This window comes from Novipirellula galeiformis (assembly GCF_007860095.1).
GTDB lineage: Bacteria > Planctomycetota > Planctomycetia > Pirellulales > Pirellulaceae > Novipirellula > Novipirellula galeiformis.
This window is the reverse complement of sequence record NZ_SJPT01000001.1, coordinates 985,795-1,004,779: the sequence shown is the minus strand read 5'-3', so window position 1 is coordinate 1,004,779 and position 18,985 is coordinate 985,795. Positions and strand designations below refer to the sequence as shown.

11 protein-coding genes and 1 tRNA gene are annotated in these 18,985 nt (G+C 55.8%); 4 read left to right on the top strand and 8 right to left on the bottom strand.

What is annotated here, in order from left to right; genetic code table 11:
• Positions 1-174: 174 nt before the first annotated feature.
• Positions 175-594 (bottom strand): hypothetical protein, encoded by a 420-nt coding sequence (locus Pla52o_RS03585; RefSeq protein WP_146593175.1) that lies wholly within the window; start codon positions 592-594, stop codon positions 175-177.
• A 152-nt stretch (positions 595-746) separates the two neighbouring features.
• A complete protein-coding gene (locus Pla52o_RS03580; protein WP_146593174.1) occupies positions 747-1,193 on the bottom strand; it encodes a hypothetical protein in 447 nt (148 codons plus the stop codon).
• A gap of 706 nt (positions 1,194-1,899) precedes the next feature.
• Between Pla52o_RS03580 and Pla52o_RS03575 the strand changes: the two genes are divergently transcribed.
• Both Pla52o_RS03575 and Pla52o_RS03570 read left to right on the top strand, forming a co-directional pair.
• On the top strand, positions 1,900-3,327 hold the full coding sequence (locus Pla52o_RS03575; RefSeq protein ID WP_146593173.1) for a hypothetical protein: 1,428 nt from the start codon (positions 1,900-1,902) through the stop codon (positions 3,325-3,327).
• Complete coding sequence (locus Pla52o_RS03570; RefSeq protein WP_146593172.1) at positions 3,275-4,759, top strand: HEAT repeat domain-containing protein; 1,485 nt, start codon at positions 3,275-3,277, stop codon at positions 4,757-4,759. The genes Pla52o_RS03575 and Pla52o_RS03570 overlap by 53 nt, the downstream gene beginning before the upstream one ends.
• Positions 4,760-4,789: 30 nt before the next feature.
• Here Pla52o_RS03570 and Pla52o_RS03565 read toward each other — a convergent pair whose 3' ends face one another.
• Complete coding sequence (locus Pla52o_RS03565) at positions 4,790-8,365, bottom strand: NACHT domain-containing protein (RefSeq protein WP_146593171.1); 3,576 nt, start codon at positions 8,363-8,365, stop codon at positions 4,790-4,792.
• Positions 8,366-8,986: 621 nt separating this feature from the next.
• Between Pla52o_RS03565 and Pla52o_RS03560 the strand changes: the two genes are divergently transcribed.
• Positions 8,987-10,054, top strand: coding sequence for a helix-turn-helix domain-containing protein (locus Pla52o_RS03560; RefSeq protein WP_146593170.1), 1,068 nt, complete (start codon positions 8,987-8,989; stop codon positions 10,052-10,054).
• Here the strand turns inward: Pla52o_RS03560 and Pla52o_RS03555 are convergent.
• The 4 genes from Pla52o_RS03555 to Pla52o_RS03540 all read right to left on the bottom strand — a co-directional run bounded on the left by Pla52o_RS03555 (position 10,011) and on the right by Pla52o_RS03540 (position 14,236).
• Positions 10,011-10,982 (bottom strand): hypothetical protein, encoded by a 972-nt coding sequence (locus Pla52o_RS03555; protein WP_146593169.1) that lies wholly within the window; start codon positions 10,980-10,982, stop codon positions 10,011-10,013. The two genes, Pla52o_RS03560 and Pla52o_RS03555, sit on opposite strands and share 44 nt — an antisense overlap.
• 200 nt (positions 10,983-11,182) lie before the next feature.
• Positions 11,183-11,836, bottom strand: coding sequence for a hypothetical protein (locus tag Pla52o_RS03550; protein WP_146593168.1), 654 nt, complete (start codon positions 11,834-11,836; stop codon positions 11,183-11,185).
• Between the two features lie 765 nt (positions 11,837-12,601).
• A tRNA-Lys gene (locus tag Pla52o_RS03545) sits at positions 12,602-12,674 on the bottom strand.
• Between the two features lie 92 nt (positions 12,675-12,766).
• Positions 12,767-14,236: an anthranilate synthase component I family protein gene (locus Pla52o_RS03540; RefSeq protein WP_146593167.1), complete on the bottom strand. Its 1,470-nt coding sequence runs from the start codon at positions 14,234-14,236 to the stop codon at positions 12,767-12,769.
• Between the two features lie 243 nt (positions 14,237-14,479).
• Here Pla52o_RS03540 and Pla52o_RS03535 point away from each other — a divergent pair, with 243 nt between their 5' ends.
• On the top strand, positions 14,480-15,406 hold the full coding sequence (locus tag Pla52o_RS03535; RefSeq protein ID WP_197168971.1) for a DUF4184 family protein: 927 nt from the start codon (positions 14,480-14,482) through the stop codon (positions 15,404-15,406).
• Positions 15,407-15,614: 208 nt separating this feature from the next.
• On the opposite strand, the gene Pla52o_RS03530 is transcribed toward Pla52o_RS03535, so the two are convergent.
• Positions 15,615-18,971, bottom strand: coding sequence for a DEAD/DEAH box helicase (locus Pla52o_RS03530; protein WP_146593165.1), 3,357 nt, complete (start codon positions 18,969-18,971; stop codon positions 15,615-15,617).
• Positions 18,972-18,985 lie beyond the last annotated feature (14 nt).

Below are 18,985 nucleotides of genomic sequence, written 5' to 3'. Positions count from 1 at the left end.
AGGGGCCAGCGGTTCGGCGTCCCCAAGGGATCCATCACGACATTTTTGTCGCTCGATCCACCTCCATTCTCTTAAAAATGGCGTCGATCGCCAGCACCCACGGATGGGGCGCAGCTTGAGACCAAATCGCAGGTGTGGCCGATGGCCCCTCGCGGCATTCAGTGTTGCGCGGCGCTACGCGCATCGCAGCAGGAACACAGCAACCAACGTGATCGCTCCAAGCAATCCGCCGGTGCAACTCAAGAGCATTGCCGTACGTGCAGTCGGTGCGTGAAAGATGGCAACGGCAAGATGGACGCCCCCTGACGCTAGGCCAGTCGCGGCGATCACGGCAAACACAAAGACGAGGACAATCTGGTACGAGCCATCGCTGAACAGAAATCGATCCGCGATGATTCTCGATCGTTCCGATTCTGGTAACGCGGGATCAACCATGGTTGAAAACGCGTACCATGCCAGAAGTTGAAAACCGACAACGCCAAAGCCCAGCAACGAAAGTGCGGTAATGATGAGTGCCATTCCGCGAGAATGGCGGTAGGCAGGCGTTTGCGTGGGCGATGCCTTCGAGGGCGTATCGTAAGGATTGATCGCCATTTCGTCCGCCTAACAGAAGATTTCACGTCACCGCCATCGACAAAGCGAGTGACTCGGAATTACCCAACCGTTGACCAATAAAGGTCCACGCCCGCGAAGCAGCGAAGGTGATCGCAAAGCGATCTTGCGTAAATACCATGTTAGGCGACCGGCTAGTCGATGATCGTTGGATTGTGGAACGCACCCCATGCAAGGTGTGTATCCGTATCGAGCGGTTCAGTAAGCGTAAACGTGAATCGTGTGCCGGAACGACGCAACGGAGAGTCGTCGGGAAGATCGTCCGGTGACACAGCAACCGAAAATGAGTCTTCGGAATCAAGTTTCAGTCTCAGGTGGTCGTAGGTGGCGAACGATCCATCCTCGAAGTGATCCCATTCCGCATTGGGTTCGTACGAAATGACCGTTGCCGTCAAAGTAGGTGGGGCGGTAGTCGGCGTCTGCGAATTGCAACCGCAAAGCATCGGCAACAGCAGCAAGGAGGTGGCGATACGAAACATCCAGGTCGCCCAACGAAAGTGTTTGCCGACGCCGAGTTTGCACGGGCGAGCGATTTTGAAGAACGAATAGCTAATGATACGCCAGCGCCCGTGAATTACCAACGTAGCCGTACCCGCAGGGCATGTGCGGCAAGATCATGCTAGGCAACCGAACCTGTAGTCGTTCACGCGTGTGCAATGCATTGACTCGTGTTCGATTAGCGCAGATGAGTAGCGCAGATGAGTGGTTAACGCAGCAAAGTTTTCTGACCACTTATCCGCACTAAATTACGCTAATCGAAAGCCGATGTGCCCCCGAGTCTCGATATCGCTAGATCGGACAACGTCATGCACGACAGGGTCGTTGTGCTTGATGGGGGGTGAAGCTCACACGCCCGAGGCTCGTGAACTTTGATTCGCTAATTCGATTTGGTTTTCCACTTGATTCGTAATCTCAATCTTCTCGGGTTAGTTACGGTCGAGCGCGATTGCACAGACCGAATTAGGATTATTTGCAAAAGACGACTCATTGCTAAGTAATGATTGATCCAATGACAAATGCCTTGTTTGTTTTTCCTTGCTTGTTTAAGGAGAAGTGCATTTTTAATTGTGCGGTAGTTACCGTCGCCAGACGGTGGACCGCGTTCTGGCGAACGCAGCTACGGCCCGAGTCTGTAAGGTCCTGACAAAAACCGTCTGCAGGAGCGGAACGAACAGATGCGATTGTGACCAACGGCCTGGTTTTCGTAATCTCGCCTAGCACACCCTGTTTCGTGCCAGCGCCCTTGGCCACCCTTACCTGCCAATACCTGCAAAGCAAAGCATTCCGATGAAGCGAATTTCACTTCTCCGCTCGCTTCTCGGCGGATTTCTACTCTGCGGTGTGATCGCGGGATGTGATTCGGCGGACGATACCGTGGTTCCCCCTGCGGACAATCTCCCATCCGGCTCGGTTCGCACGGTTGCATTCCGGCAAATGAAGCCACGTGATTATTTGCAAGCAATCTTTTCTCGCTACCACGCCGCAGGCTCTTACCGCGATCGGGGGCAAGTCCGGATGACGGTGGAACAAGGGGGCAACTCCCATCCTGAAACCAAGGTGGCTCCGTTAAGCGTTTGGACCAACCATGACACCGTCTATGTGCAGGCCTACGACACTCGGCTGTGGTCCGATTCCGAAGGAATGACAGCCTGGATCGTCGACCCCTCCACTAAAAACTTTGATTCACAAGTGTTGCGGGCGCCGCCGATTGGCCGCCGCCCCGAGTTGAAGCAGCTGTTAACCGACCCGATTTTGGTCGAACAAGTCGCTGCGGGATTAGCCGGGCCGCCTCCCCAATTGGAGTGGCTCTTTGCCGAAGCCCCGATGAAGCAACTGTTTCATGATTCGCACGAATTCGCATACGGCGAACAACAGACGATCGAACAAACGCTTTGCCAAGAGATCAAGGTGCTTAGCGGCGATCAGCGCTACGCTTTTTGGGTCGACCCCCAGCAGGGATTGATACGCCAGGTCGATCTTCCGTCGCTGCAAATCCCGGCGACTCCCTCGCCCCACACGATTCGGTTGACGCTTGAATTGCGTGAGGCGAGCTTTGACGCGCCGGAGACAACCCCGACGGCCGACTCGCTGCCCGAATCCCCCAAGTTTGTCGGCCATTTCGTCCCACTGCCTCCTGCGTCGACGCCATCCAGCCTCGGCACTCGGATTGATAGTAACCGTTTAAAAACCTCCGACCGAAAGCCTTACGATTTTGCGGCGGGGCGTCCCCAAAGCGAATCCAGCGTGACGGCGATCGTCTATTTTGCTGACGACGCCAACGCGTTGAACTCGGCGCTCGTGCTGCAAGATTGGAGCCAACAATTGCCTGCGGAATTGGCCGAGCGTTCGCGTGCGGTGCTGCTGCTCGATGACGCCGTTTCGCTACGAGACGAAGTGAAACAGATCCTTCGTCAATCGATCTCACTGCCCCTGATCTGGGACCAGGAAAATGAATTGGCAAGAAAGCTATCAATCGCGCCAGGCACGCTATTGCTAGTCGATTCCTCTGCACGTGTGGTTTGGATCCAGCCGCTCGTATCGCCTGAGTCGCTGCCGGCCTTGGGGGCGATCCTCGCCGATGCCATCGGTGGGGTCGATATTCCACAGCGGATGAAGGAACAACACACGCAGGATCTCGCCGCGTATCGCCGCGTTTTACGTGATGAATACGCCGATCTCGTCGCTCGCGGACTCGTCCGTTCGGCGTCAAAATGACCTTGCCTCGGGAAGCCCTCTGTCACGACAATCCATTGACCGCAGCTTCCTTGATTCTGGTGATTTTGACATGCAATCCGGCGCCCCCCACGATTTACCCAATCCTTTCGCACTGCACCTCCATGGGTCGGTCAAGCGAAACGCAGGGAAACCGGGATCGGGTCGCCAAGCATTCAAAACCTCACTCAAGTTTTTTTCGATCGTGGCGATCTTGTTTGGCGTGACGTTGGCAGTGGGAAGTTACAGCAAACAATGGATTGTCAAACAATGGATGCGTGACTTTGAGAGTCTTCAAGTCGCAGAAAAACAGCAACGACTGCTACAAATTTCGGAACTCGGTTTGCCAGCGATCGATTCGCTGGTCCATGCCATGACCGACCATCAGCCCGAAGTGGCGCGGACGGCGTACGAATTGCTGCTGGAGTCCCAGAACACGTGGACGTCGCTCGATTGGAATACCGCTCGCAAACACCACCACGCGATGGTGATGGCACTCGATACGGTCTCCGACTCCCTTGCCGAGTCGCGGACCGGTTGGAGTTGCGGATTGTTGCAACAAACGATCATGGAGTCCGTGCAAAAGAGTGACCAAGAATCTCAATCCCTCTACAACTTAGCGACGACCACCTTGTCGCGCATGTCGCTTTCGGACGGGGCCCGAGCGAGCGTTGTCGATGACGCTCCCCTGGATCCCAAACAGCCGGTTCGATTGGCGGTACGCACCAAACCGCTGCCGGTTTCCGAAGCCAATACCGACAACGCATGGACAGGATGGCCGGATGCCGAACCCGCCATTATCTCCTCGGGCGGATCCTCTCAAAATGCCTCTGCCGCCGAGCAATCCCCGCCCGCGCCGTCGGTCTATCGCTCGTCCGCGTCGGCGTTAAAGCCCGTCAATCCCAACGAATCGATCGTGTTGAACGATGTTCATGATCCACGGGGGATGGCCCCAACATCCACGGATCAGGCGTCCACGGCTCCGCCGTCGATGGCACCCTCAACCGCGTCGGCTCGGAGCCCCGTCGTTCCGACAAGTTTTTTGACCGAGTCGCCGCTAGAAACCTACACGACCGAATCGGTCATCTATTGGTTGGGCAGCGAGCAAGCGAATTTGCGTGAGCGAGCCAAGAATGAATTACAACGCCGCGGATTTTCCAAGTCGCAAATGGAAATCGCCACTCACATAGCCGCTGCGGACGTGGGGTCGCGAATCGAATTGGTGGATACGATTTCTCGCTCGAGCATCGATGACCCTCGGCCGTGGTTGACGCTATTGCTGAACGATGAAAGTCGAGAAGTGCGGCTGCGCACGATTTCCGTGATCGCCACGATGAACGACAGCGCAATGAACCAAAAACTCCGTCAACGACTCGTCGACGAGCGAGACCCGATCGTCAATGCCAAAATCCGCGGCGTGTTGAAGCTACGGTAGAACCGCGTGAAGAGCGTCACTCCTCACTCCCTATCGCGGTTTTCGTTTATGGATCCCCAAGCCCAATTGCTGCAAGTGAGCAAGTAATTCAGGACGATTCTCATAACGCTGAACCACGCGAGCGAGGTTCTTTTTCCACGAAGCGAAACTAGGAGGTTTGCCCTCTTGGTAACACGACCATAAACGTTCACTCAGTTCGGTATTCAAATCCGATGCCATCACGGTACAAATGGCTTCATGAACCGTTTCTCGCTCGGTGAGCACATAGTCGGCGTCTCCTTCGCAAACCATATGCCAGTAACTAAGAAAGTCACTTCGTTGCCGCGGAGGAAGGTCGTGCATGATTTCTTGAATCGCTTCGGACGTCGTGCAACCGACGGGATCGAGTGAATCGCCATCGGCAATGGCAATTTCAACTCCATCCCGATCGAGAACACGTTCGTTGAACACCAGCCAACCATGCTCGAACGCAGCCGATTGGAGCGCCGTTTGGACGGGGCGACACGACCGGTCGTAACCAAGCAGGAGGCCGCAATCGACTTCGACCAGACATTGCGCGATCGCCGTGGCAAAACGCTCTCTGCGCATGACCTCCGCTTCGGTCAGCGGAATCGTGCCCGTGCTCCACGACGAAACCAAGTCCAAGGCCACGTCCAAGGTCTTTTTCAAGTGAATTCGATTCCCCAAGCTGGGAATGCCCACCAGGACGCGAGCGGCAAGCAACACTCCCTCGGGACGTTGGCTTTGAGGTGCCTTGCTAAAACGAATCATCCGATCGATGGCCGCCGACACGACGCGATCGTCCACCAACCCGCCCGCATCGGTGTGAGCAACGAGGCGGAGACATTCGGTGAGCGATCCAGTTGAGCGAGAGTCGCCGTGGTTCATTGCCGAAATGACCAAATCACTGAAGAAACGGCGTATTCGCAAACGTTCGTCTGGCGTCCGTGGCGCGGCACCGCAGCCGTAGACCCGCACCATCAAGGAATGAAACGAGTGCTCCAGGTCTTTCCGAATTTGCGTCTCGAGCCAGCCTAAATCGAATGCGACGGGTCGTTCCAAGGCCAAACGCAGCAGCGACTTTTGAACTCGTGGATCATGCTCCCGCTCGATTTGGTTTGCCATGCAATCGAGAATTCGCTGATCCGCAGACCGCATCGCGATCTCGATCGCGGTGGCGCGAACGTCACCACAAACCATGCTCGCCGATGCGATCGCCATGATCACGTTAGCGCCATCGCGAACCGACTGGCCCGCCAACCGCTGGATGCCCTGTTTGACCTCGGGGTGATCGGGCGAGAGTGCCGCCAATCGACGAACCACACGATCTCGCTCTAGCGGAACGAGCGTGGCATGCGGCAAGTCACCTCCCTCTCGAGTGACGTTTCGCCGCGGGACCCTCTCGCCGCCGAAACCGGAATCATCCGGAAGACATCGGTGGATACACCTCAGCACAAACTCATCCAAGTCGACCGATGAGATCGCTTTGCGAAGCAAGAATGCAGGATCCAATTCCGCTAAACTTTGAACGTACGCGCGGGTCGCAATGGGATCGCAACTTTCCTGGGTCAATCGCCACAGTTTGTTGCGGATCGGTTCAATCAAGCTAGACCAATCCTTGGACTTCGCATCGTTTGCATGAACGTTGCCTTGAACTTGGCGAGCGATCGCGGCAAGCTTTGCCAACCGCAAAAGAATCTGGTGGAAACCATCGCCATGCCGCAGCCAATACGCAGCCCGTTCCAGACTCACTTTGCGAAACGCTTCACTTAATCCTACGGCGTGGTTGAGTACCTCGGTGCGATTGGAGGCATGGATCGCTTGGTCAAAAATCGCGGCTTGGGTTGTGGCACATTGAATTGAGGTGACATGCAATGCCGCAAAGAATGTCTGAAACGCGGGGCAGGAAAACCGGTATTCATCGATCATCGCGTCGCCCCGATCGATAAACCGACTCTGTAACAATGGTGTTTCTGACACCCCGTCTGACGTCGTGACTTGTTGCAATTGCGTTTCGTGAAACCACTCGCGACCGCGTTCCGCAGCGAACAGTCGATCAAACGCAAATCGGCTCAGCGACTGTAGATGTTCGACGCGAAGCAGGTTGGAGGGATCGGCGACAAAATTGTGTTGCTTGCGGACCCAGGCGACCACCTGCTCGATTGCCTTTGCCGGGTTAAGTGATCCAGGCCGAGTCGACGCATCGGCCAACACATGCACAACATGCCCAAGTAAGAATGGGTTTTTGGCCAACGTCCGCAGCTCTGCAGAGGATTGAATTTGCTCAATGATCGCATTCGCGTAACCGTCGCCGGCGGGATGGGAGTGGAAGCGATTACGAATAATATTCGTCGCTAATTGAGCAGCCGAACGTGACGACAGGTTCGCGATCCGATAAAAGTCGACGTGTTCTCGGTCACATAACGATTGCGGCACCCCCGAGGGTCGCGAGGTGACCAAGGTGACAAAATCACTCGCTTCGGATTCTAGCTGCTCTCGAACGTTCGCCCGCGATTCAGCGGGAACCTCATCCCAGCCGTCGAACATCAACAACACTCGATGATGGCTACGCGAAACTCGCCGCAACCAAACCGACGCGGCATCCGAATCGAGGTGGCGATTACCCAGCGATCGAAAGAAATGCTGTAGCGGCGTGAGATCGGGATGCTCCGCAAGCGATCGAGCGTACTGCTTTAACTCAATCACGATCGGCACATCAAAGTCTCGGATGCCGCCGCGCACCACCTCCTGAGCCAACCACTGGATCAAGGTCGACTTGCCGCTGCCGGGGCTACCCACGATAACGCATCGATTCAATGTTCGTGCAACAATCGTACGAATGTCCAACAAGGAATCGTTTTCTCTCCACTCGCTTGGATCACCAACATCATCGTGTGATTGCGGCACGGGATGACGACATGACGTCGCCGCGTTGGGCAAGTCCCCAATGCCAGCAGAGCCCAAACCCAACTCGCGTTCACCCGATCGATCCGTTTTTAGTAAGAGCTCGACATACATCTCGTTCACCGCAACGGGCTTGTCGCCGGGCACCACCGATGGGAGGTGCGTCCAACACTGTTTTCGATGCAAGTGCTCAAACCAGGTTTGCAATCCGTCAACGCAATGCTGTTCTGCGGTGGGGGAACACTCGGTTTGCGATCGAGTCACGCTGCTCAAAACCGCTGCGTCCGCATCTCGGCCTTGCTGAGCAATCGATGCGGCGGTCGCAAAAAAGTTAGGAACCGTCGCGGTTTGAGCCGTTCGCGTTCGCAAACAGCGACGGGTGATCCGTCGCAGCTCGTCGGCGCTAACAAAGCGGCTCGCCGAGTAATGCTGGGACCACATGCTAACGAGCGAATTTAATTCCGACCGCCGGCTCCGAGGCAAGATGTCCAACAAAATGGCGAGCGATTCGACACGGTCTTCGAGGGAACGGTGCTCATCGGGCCCCTGGCCATTTGCAGACAGCGCATTGGAATGGGAGCCACGTGAACCGGGGGCACTTGCCTGCTGCCAACCAGGACGTGGCCAAGTGGAACAAGTCCCCAACTCCGCCTCCGCCAACAGCAGAAACGCCCGCTCCATGGCAGTCTTTGCCTCAATCATGTGTGCCTCCGTTGCGTATGATTTCAAAGTGCATCTTCAGTGACACACTCTCATGTTTAACGTGTCACGGATAAGAAGTAATTAGCATCCCGCCCCGCCTTGATACCATCGGCGTGACTCACGTTCACCCCGCCAAAGCAGCCACCGCGACAGCGATGTGGCGGAGGGGGTAAACGGCGGAACCTAGAGAAAAGGGCGGTACCTCGATTCCGAACCCAAGATCAAGATTGCGAAACCAAGATTGCCATTTCGCCCCCCAAAACGGTCCGATATCTGCTGGGAAGATTTTTCGATCAGGGTACCCTTTTCCTTGTTGGCAATCTGTACCAGCCACGCTGGGTCAGGATGGCCATGCGAGGCCCGCAAATGCGTTAAAAACGCACCTTTTAAGCGAAACAATCTCCTCAATTGAATTTGCAATCAGGAGAGAGTTGCTGTCAAATAGAGGGAGTCGTGGCCTGAGGTGATGCCCCAAAGATCTCGCTAAAAGATCCACCTCAAGCCGCCGACCCCACAACGATCTAGATTACAATAAGCAGTTGATTGTTGTGCGCAATGATGGCGCAAGTTGACCGCTGGGTTGCTAATTTTTTTTTAAAGCTCGGAATTGAGTAACTCAATATGCCAAAAGGTAGTATCAAGATTAGCCAGACCCGCAAGGAGCTAGGCCTTTCGCAGCTCGAACTTGCCGTCCAGGCTGGCATTGCCGTTCGGACTCTGCAATTTGCCGAAGCGGGCAAACAGCGGTTGTCAGCAAAGATGCTTCGCCGCATCGCCGAAGCCCTGGACCTCCCTTACGAAGAAGTCATTCAGGAAAGCGCTCCGACCGACGACCAATTTGACGCCTGGCCATGGTCGTTGTCGCAGTTCATCCAAAGCAAGACGGTTCCTAGCCAACAAGCTTTCTGTGAAGACGACGAAGACGTCCGCAACGTCATCCAACGGATGCGAGAGAGTTGGGGCGTTCATCTGGAGTGTTCGGCGCCCAGCAACTATGACGAAATTTTCCGAGCCGGAAACCAAAAGCTAAACGAACAATACTTTCGCTACGAAGACCGCTACCTCTCGCTTTGGCAACGGCATCCGCAAACCTTGATCGTGTCCGCCTCCGAAGGAGTGCGAAATGGGGCCAGTGTTGTTTTGCCCGTAACCGATTCCGCATACGAACAGTTACGTGATGGCGAAATCTCGTTCATGGATATTGGTCCCGACGATATCCTCGATGAAAGCCAAAACTTGGTGCTCGACACGGCCGTCGAATTCTCGGAAACCCGTGGGCCGGCTTGGTACAAAGTGACTGACAGTCTCAGTTATGCAGTGTTCTGTCAGATCGCGATGCTTGCCAAAGATCCGCTGGCCGAAGATTTCCGAATGCTCTCGTTCGGTGCCAGCTCGACCAACATGCGACGCCAGAAATCGATTGGATTCTTATACTCCACCAAGGTGATGCCCGAGTATGATTTTCCCATCTGTGAATTCGCCCAGGAGTACGATGGCGGCTCGGACGAAACCTACACGCGGGTTTCCACCACGACTCACTACGCGCACTTGTTTCATCGCGTGGTTGGCTCGCAATTCCGCTCGGCGACACGCCGCCGCGTGATCGCCAGAACACTGAGCGCATTCCAACGCGTCGTCAAGCCGATCAAATACGATGCGGGACGGGATGGGGTCCGCTCGGTGGCGTAACCGCAGACGCGGACGCTCGATTCCACTTTGGCTTGCACTGCAGCGAACCGCCGTGCTGTTCCCAGAAGCGAAAATACCGCAGCTCGCGTTCATCCCCGCAGCACTCGACCCATTCGCGTAACTGATAGCGAGTGTTTTTTGCTTGAGCGGCGAGATACCCGGTGCGACGCATCCAATCTTGATGCGACCACGACTCGAGCTGCTCACGCACCTCGGGGCACATTCGGCCATGGCCGCTCTGAATCAACCATTCGCCGTTGATTTCATCGGCATAGTCTTCCGTTACGATCGAACGACCGTCACTGCGTTGCAAAGCAAGTTGGCTGTTCCCCCCGATCACCGAAGCGGTTACTTCCGGAGCCACTTTCCGAAAACGTGGATGCCCCGAATCAAATCGCTCCATCGCGGCGAAACAGGTGTGGCCGATCTCAGCAACCCCGTAGCAGTGCAGGTACTCAATTTGACACCCCTGTTGCGCCAAGCAATCTGTAATAAACACTTCAAGCGAGCGAGGAAAATAATATCCCCCCGCCGCCCACAGCATTCGCTGTGGCAGCTCCATTTGTTGATGAATCGCGCGTAACAGCAAATCCACGCCCGCGAGTGGCTGCGCGGCAAAGACCACCGAGCGGTCTTCGATCGCAGCCAATCTCATCGCACGAATGAAGGTAGGCGGATGAAGGTAGGTATCCACCAGCGGCGCAAAACCGGCTAGCCCCAACGCCGCAGGATACGCGCTGATAATCAATGCTTCGCGATGGAGCAAACGCGACAGCTCTGGAAACGAGGACAACAAATGATCCAAGCGGTTGTTATCCGATTGCCCTAAGATCCGGAAGCCATAGGGCTCCAGTGATGTCGAGCCCGCAGCGTACGATAATTGATGTTGTCCCAGTTCGGTTCGCCCAGGCGAATTCGGTTTAATCATCGTCGTTGTTTGCCAAAAATTTGAAAGGAAGGCTCCGCTGTCCTTCCGGAGAGCCGATCTTCGTGAACGAGCGTTCCTTTGACGTTCCGGGAAGGGAACCGATCAAATCACTCGCGAAGAACTTCATCCGAAAGAACGACGGCTAGATAGGGTTACAGATTCTGATCTTGATTTCGATCGAAGTGCGACAGCCAAGTGGCTTACAAATCGACGAGTAGACTTTCGCTACAGGTTGTAATGACTTCGTCCATCGACAGGACGTCATCGAGGTTGGAGAAAATATCGGTACAGAAAGACTTCCGAGTGGGATCGGCCGACATCATCATCACCACGCTATCGGTGCCCAACGTGGGATGAATGAAATCCGATCCTTCGACAACGCAGTACCCCATCCGTTGATAGAACGCAACCATCTTTTTGTCTGCGTTGATCAGATTCAATCGCGAACCAACACTGACTTGGTCTCGCCAAAACTCGCGTACCATCGTTCGTAACGTTTTCAGTGACGAACAACCGCTGCGGTTGATGCGGAACTTGCACGTCGAAACCAGACAATCGTGGTAACGCGTCATCAGTTGCGGTGCATACACATCGGAACAATCAATCGCTCCATCGACGGGACGCGTTGCCGTCATCGCACCGACGGGTTGTCCTTCGTAGAGCAAGCTGTAATGAAAACTATAGGAGTCGAAATCAAAGTACTCTTGCTCACCGCCACCTTCGCGACGTACCTGCATCACTTGCTCATGCACACGATTCTCCGTCCCGAAGTCCCGAGCGATCGTGAGGCCGAGCGTTACATCTTCGAAGAGAAAGCGATATTGGCCTGCTAAACCCACTCCGCTAGAACGCATATTGAACCGATGCTTCTTCCGCTCCTCAAATGATGATGACCGTTACCCGCAAGACGTTTGCGACAACATGGTTGTCAATGGTCACCTTCGGAGGAGCGTTCCCGATGACCTTGCACTTCTAGCGGGCAAGGACATCGCGAGACATGCGTGAGACAGCAGGATGTCCCAGCAATAAAGCAGTCAAAAAAGAGAAAACGCATCGCCAAACGCGACGTGGGGAAACGACGTCAGAAAGTTAACTCCATGTCGACTTAATAGTGCGGACGGCGCAGCCAACGAGAGGCCGCCGGTGCCCCCGAATCGGCTGGTGCGATTGCCTCAATCGCACCATTGTGTTTGCCAGCGTTCGGCGGTTCGAAGCGAGTCACAATGACGGCAAAAAAAAGAAATTCAGCATCGAGTGTCCCTTCGATGTCCTCTCGATAGGCACGATCCAAGAAAAATGCCGGGCAAGTGTCTCTCGCCCCGCTGACGTGACAGCCCGCTCTGATCTGCCGAGACGCCCTAACGACCGAAATGGTCCGTGACTTGCCTCCCTTAACCATCCCCCCCAAGAATTGGGTCGAGCAAGTAGGCTCAAACGGATTGCATCGGCCCGTCGGTGAATCGAGCGAGCGGTATCGCGATGAGGTCACCGCCACAAGGAGCTCGCCGGGATGGCGAGGCAGGACAGGGGGCTCGGCAGGAAAAAGAAACTCCCCGCCGCCTGAAAACGAAAAAAGCCCGCGAACTGCAGGCTTTTTAAGAAAATCGTTAGATTAAAAGTACCCCCACAAGGGCTCGAACCTTGGACACACGGATTAAGAGTCCGTTGCTCTACCAACTGAGCTATAGGGGCTTATTTGATGCGAAATCTAGTTTGCGTTCCGCAACGAAGGTCAGATTCTAACAAGTTCGCGAGCTCTCGCAATAACCAGTCTGCTCACTTTTTTAGACTGTCTCTTGGCCGTGATTAGGGGCAGGCAACGCACGCAAAATTCCTTCGGCTTTGGCCCACGTCTCGGCCTCTTCGCTGAGCGGGTTGCTGCGGGCGGTGATGCCGCCACCGACGTGAAGTTGCCATTGCCCTCGTGTGGCCGTGATCGTGCGAATCAAGATATTGAATTCCGCTTGTCCCGAACAACTGATGTACCCCATCGAACCGCAATAGGGGCCTCGACGATCGGGCTCCAATTCCGCAATCGTCCGCATCGCTTCGATCTTGGGAGCCCCCGTCACGCTGCCCCCCGGAAAACAGGCCTTGAGCAAGTCGATGATGCTGCACCCGTCTCGCAGTTCGCCTTCCACAATCGAAACCAAATGCTGGACGCACTGATAGCGTTCCACTTGGCACAATTGGCGCACTTGAACACTCTCGTCGGTGCAGACCCGTGACAGATCGTTTCGCATCAAATCGACAATCATGATGTTTTCGGCGCGATCCTTGAGACTCTGCTGCAGCGACTCGGCAAGCCTTTGATCCTGATCGTGATCACCGGTTCGCGGCACCGTTCCCTTGATCGGTCGCGTTTGCACCTTGTGATGATCGAGCTGCAAAAATAACTCGGGCGAACTGCTCAATACGTCAAATCCATCGCCGTGATAATAAACGCTGTACGGCGCAGGATTGGCTTCGCGGAGCCGACGGTAAAGCGCAGCCGATGAAAGCACAGCGGGATGCAACAACCGCTGAGCCAAATTCACCTGGAATGAGTCTCCATCACGAATCCGCTGAACCACTTCGGCAATCACTTCGCGAAAACCTTCGCTGCTAAAATTACTGGTGACCTGATTCCGATCGCTGCGAGCTTCACTGGGCCGCGCAACGGTGGACTCCGGAGCCCTCTCCAAAGCGAGACGGATTTGCGACTCGACTTGATCGGCGCGATCGTTCGCTCGCTGCAACCGATCCGCTGGGGATGGAGCGTCTGCATCGACCGAAAACCCTTGAGAGATCAACCACGATTGCCCCAGGTGGTGATCCGTCGCAATCGTCCAGTCATAGAGCCCCAGCGAGATCGCGGGCGTGGGAAGCTCGTTTTGCCGAGACACGCCCACACGCTCGAGCCACGTCGCCGCTTCGTATCCAATCAAACCCGCGATTCCCCCCTGCATCGGTGGCAACCCCGGAACGACCGCGGAGGGCATGTCACGAAACCACTTTTCCAAGAGGGGCCAAGGATCGGGGTCGCCCACCTCCGCGACCAAGGTGCGAAGCGGGTCCGACATCAGAAAGGAATAACGGGCCGACGGCAGATCGATAGCAGCGTCGTCTGCGGCCGACGCCGCAAAGGGAGCGGTGGGAACCGAATCAAACCACAAGCACCCCGCACGGCTAGCAAAATGTGAAAAAACTCGCTCGATCGAAAAATCGTCGGGTAAGCGTCGGATCACGGGAAGCGAGGTGGTCGAGCGGGTCATGGCACTAAGGCTATCATGAAGCGAGCGTTTCTCCAGACGGCTTGATTCTGAAAATGGGAAACCGCGAATTAGCGGTCGAAGTGCCCCAGGAAAACGGTTTGACGCCCCCCGGTACATCATCAAAGTTCCCAATTCACTCCGATACCCCGCGGACTCACCCGCGAGACGAAGCCTTTTGCAAAAACCTTCCGCGTTGGGGGGGCCGCTTCGAGCGGGTGGAATATGCCGGGGGGGACACCCGACGTGCTCCGTCCCGGCATTCACCGCGAGATTGCACCGCTTCACGCTCGACGAAGAATCGGCGACACTCTCATCCTGCGAGCTTCGCTACCGAGAGTTCAAGGCCACTGCACCGATCCCATGCCGTTCACCGTCACCCATATTGCTGCGGCGATTCCCGTCGCTTGGTTCTGTCGCTGGCGATTGCCCTTTTCCGCTTTGGCCATCGGCTGTGCAATCCCTGACATCGCTGCCTTTTACCCACACTGGGTCGACTATGGCGCAACCCATTCCATTCGGGGCGTGCTCACCCATTGCTTACCGCTCGGGATCGCATTTTACTATTTGTATCAATCACTGCTAAAACGCCCGTTAGCGGATTTACTCCCCCGAAGCTTGTCCGAGCGACTTTGGCCGTGGCTCAACAAGCCCATTGATTTTTCGGTCACCGCGATCTTCGCGGTCATCGTGTGTATCGCTTTCGGAGCAGCGACGCATGTCCTCTGGGACTCGTTCACGCACGGAGGACGCTGGGGCGTCAAACAATTCCCGGTGCTCAGCGCGCCGGCCTTCGATTGGAACGACCGCGTCATTTCGTGGTACTCGGTACTGCAACATTTGAGCTCGCTGGTCTTTTTGCCGCCGCTATTGCTCGGTTTCTTTTTATGGGTTTGGCAGCAACCGAGAGACGCGAGTCAACACAACCACTTTCAATTACCGCGTACGGTTTCGTGGACGGCCATCGCGATAATGGTGCTGACCATGGGGATTCATGTGGGCTGGACGCGGCAGCAATTTCCCTGGAAATCGTTTCTGCAACTGACCGCCTACAGCGTCAAACAGAGCGGCGCATTGATGATGATCATTATCCTGCTGTATTGCGTCGCGATGCATGTGCTCTGGACGCTCCAAGCACGCGAAGCTGCGCCGCCGACAAGAGACAATCGGTAACGCTCGAGCAGGGATAACGCGTGAGCAAGGATAACGCCCGAGCAACGAGAACGCTCGACAATCCATCATGCTACAACCGCAACATTCCGCCACGAATGGCAACCATCCGCGAATGATCACCCCAGCCACGCTGGCGAGAACGAGCCGCCAGCCGGTGAAAAAAGCCCCGCCCATCGGCGGGGCTTGGATTGCCGCGAAACGGCGCGTGTTACCGCGCCCCCTCTCGGATCAACTTGATCAATTCATCGGTATCCATTCGCGCCGCCCGATCGGTACCATCGAGAACCCCAGCAACCAATTGACGCTTATCCGCGTGCAGTTGCAGGATTTGTTCTTCGATCGTTCCTTCGGCCACCAACCGATAGACGGTCACTGGTTTCTGTTGCCCGATGCGGTGCGCCCGGTCGGTCGCTTGATCTTCAACCGCCGGATTCCACCATGGATCCAAATGGATCACGTAGTCCGCCGCCGTCAGATTCAATCCGGTTCCGCCAGCTTTGAGCGAGATCAAAAACAATTCGCCTTCGCCGTTTTGGAACGCATCGACGCGGCGTTGACGCTCCGGCGCCGGTGTGGCCCCGTCGAGGTATTGGTATTGGATACCTTGCTTATCCAAGGCTTCGCGAATCACGCTTAAATGCTTGACGAATTGGCTAAACACCAACGCTCGGTGCTCTCCTTCACGCAGCTCCTCGACCAAATTCATCAACAGATCGAGCTTCGCAGAGCCTTTCTTCCACGTCGCATCGACGAGCCGCGGATGACAAGCCAATTGCCGAAGCCGGGTCAACCACGCCAAGGTACGGATACGTTGTTGCCCGACTTGCGATGCATCTGCCGACTCGCCGCTGAGCTCCGCCAGTGCAGCCATCCGCACGTCTTCGTAACGTTTCCGCTCCGCCTTGCTGAGCTCGGCATGCAGCGTGATCTCGGTTCGTTCGGGCAGCTCTTTGAGCACCTTGTTCTTGGTTCGTCGCAGAATGAAGGGGCGAACCAGTCGCGCCAACGATTGACGTTGCTTGTCGTCTTTATGGCGTTCGATCGGATCGGCAAAACGATTGCGAAAGCGGTCCCACGATCCCAGCAATCCAGGCGAAAGCGTGCGGAACAGACTCCACAATTCTCCCAGATGATTCTCCAGAGGCGTTCCCGACAAACCGATTCGCCAATCGGCGTTGATCATACGAATCGCTTGCGATGTTTTGGTCTGTGAGTTTTTGATGAATTGAGCTTCGTCGAGGACGAGCGTACTCCAATCTCGTGCGGCGAATTTCTTCGCATCCCGCTGCACCAATTGGTAACTCACGATCACCAAATCACCCGGCCCCACCGCATCAATCAACTCTTGGCGGTCTGAATCGCGATACAAATACGACTTCAGCGACGGTGTAAATCGTTCGGTTTCTCGAACCCAGTTGTCCCCCACGCTGGTAGGCGCGACGACCAATGTTGGTCCTAAGGCGGCTCGATCCAACAGCACGCCAAGCGTTTGTACGGTTTTCCCTAACCCCATGTCGTCCGCCAACACGCCCCCGACGCCCCATTTGCTAAGCCGGGCGAGCCAGCGATAACCATCGAGTTGGTAGTCGCGTAAGTCGGCATCGAGCCCCTCGGGTTTCTCCGGCGACCAATCGGCCAACGACTCGAGCCGTTTGACCGATTCGTGCCATCGCGCGGTGGCTTCCAGCACGACATCGTCGCTGAGCAATTCTTGTACGACCGGCATCGCGGCATCGGCGATCTTCATCGAATCACGGTCGCTGACGATCACATCGCCAAGCTGTTGCAATCGCCGGCGAAAGGCTTCGCTGATTTTCGCAAATTCACGATCGCCAACGCGAACCAACGCTCGATCTTCACGAACCGCCGCGAGCAATTCGGACAAGGGAATATCTTGACCATCGATCGTGACCGAGCCGGTGAGCCCGAACCAATCTCGCTTGTCATCGATCTGGACACGAAGCGCCGATGGCGTCAATTCACCTCGCACTCGAATCGTTTGTCCTTCGGGCCAAATGATTCGAGGCGCTTCGGCACCGCCGTCGTACAATCGTCCCAACAGATCGAGCGCGACCTCGTCCGATTCCGCGACCCATCGATAGCTGGATTCGAGAATCAGCTGGTTAAAACCAAAACGCTGAACCACGGTATCCGCTTTCTGTTTCTCCACTTCCAAGTCGCGTTCCAGCCGCACGGGCCCTTGTTCGGTCAAACAGGGAACGATTTTGGGAGCCGCCCCTGGGACCAAAACTTCGCGAAAACGTTCTTCATGGATGACGAGCGAAATCAACAGCCCCGCCCCAGGGCGGGGCCGCAATTCGAAAACCAACTCGCCTTCGATGGGCTGAATCGGCCCGGCCAACTGTGGAGGCAAATCGACGCGAACGAGGGAGTCAACTGCGGCACAACCGATCGCCAACCGAGCGGCCGAGGGGGCATCCAAGACCGCGTCCTGCAACTCACTTTTCAGTAAAAACTGGACCACTTTCGTCGCCCGTGGGTCGCGCAAAGTGCAAATAATTAAGCGATGCTGTTTGCGATCCGCCAAAATCACCAACGGTTCCACAGGGCTACTATGCCCCATCACCACTTCGCATTGATTGACGTCGACATTGAACCCCGAGACATGCAGAGTCGGGCGAAAATGGGTGGCTAAACCAGTTTCGTCATGATTGATTTCGAGATCCTCTGCGTCGCCATCGAGCTCGCGATCGACCGGCTCAAGCGTCAAACTCAGCTCGGCGGAAAACACATCCAAGTCACTCATGTCGCCATCGGCCCAACCCACATGGGGATGTCCGACAAGGGATTGAAGGGCTTGGAACTCGGCGTAATGATCCTCATCAAAACTGTAGCTTCGAGACGCGACCAAGGAAGCGATTCTTCCATCGATCGGGAACGCAGTAAAGTCACGCTTGAGCAATTCGAAGCCACGCACCTCCTTGCCCTTGGTCCAACCTTTTTTGTTCTTGCGAGGCTTCTGCTCGAACGGCGTAATCGAGAGCGGGGCGTAGTATCGAGAGCGAGAAAAACCGATACGCCACAGCAACCGCGTCCCCTCTTCCTCGACTTCTGCGGGGCGACATGATTCTTCGGCGAGCGACAAAATATTGTCGACCAGATCACGGCCCACGCTCACCGAATCGACTTCGAGTTCACCTAGAAAGCCCAACACATCGCTGATGCTGCGACGCCCCAGTTGCTCTTGCAACCACCATGCCGCCGAGAGCGTGTGCGAGCACTGGTAGTGAGTCTTGAACTGGGCACATTCACAGGTCCCAATTGCCTTGAGCGAGGTATTGTCGGGGGAACCGTCAAAATCTTCGTCATCCGCCTCCACGTCCGCTGCAATATCGATGGTCGTCGCAGCGGTGGGTTGGCGATTCCCTTTGACCTTAAAGTCAAACTTCAGCTGGCTCCCTTCGCGACTGAGCGTGGGAGCGTCGATCGTCAACATCGCCGCACGTTTATCGAACGACTCATCATGCTCATCCACCAAACGCTCGACCGCTTCGCCGACGAGGAGCCCAAACGCTGCAATCGCGTCGTCGGACATCAAATCCATATTTTGCCTTCCAT

Bases quoted from the DNA above. Each gene is read 5' to 3' on its own strand.
- Pla52o_RS03560 (WP_146593170.1), top strand. From the start codon at position 8,987: ATGCCAAAAGGTAGTATCAAGATTAGCCAGACCCGCAAGGAGCTAGGC.
- Pla52o_RS03585 (WP_146593175.1), bottom strand. From the start codon at position 594: ATGGCGATCAATCCTTACGATACGCCCTCGAAGGCATCGCCCACGCAA.
- Pla52o_RS03555 (WP_146593169.1), bottom strand. From the start codon at position 10,982: ATGATTAAACCGAATTCGCCTGGGCGAACCGAACTGGGACAACATCAA.
- Pla52o_RS03565 (WP_146593171.1), bottom strand. From the start codon at position 8,365: ATGATTGAGGCAAAGACTGCCATGGAGCGGGCGTTTCTGCTGTTGGCG.
- Pla52o_RS03540 (WP_146593167.1), bottom strand. From the start codon at position 14,236: ATGACCCGCTCGACCACCTCGCTTCCCGTGATCCGACGCTTACCCGAC.
- Pla52o_RS03575 (WP_146593173.1), top strand. From the start codon at position 1,900: ATGAAGCGAATTTCACTTCTCCGCTCGCTTCTCGGCGGATTTCTACTC.
- Pla52o_RS03550 (WP_146593168.1), bottom strand. From the start codon at position 11,836: ATGCGTTCTAGCGGAGTGGGTTTAGCAGGCCAATATCGCTTTCTCTTC.
- Pla52o_RS03570 (WP_146593172.1), top strand. From the start codon at position 3,275: ATGAATACGCCGATCTCGTCGCTCGCGGACTCGTCCGTTCGGCGTCAA.
- Pla52o_RS03530 (WP_146593165.1), bottom strand. From the start codon at position 18,971: ATGGATTTGATGTCCGACGACGCGATTGCAGCGTTTGGGCTCCTCGTC.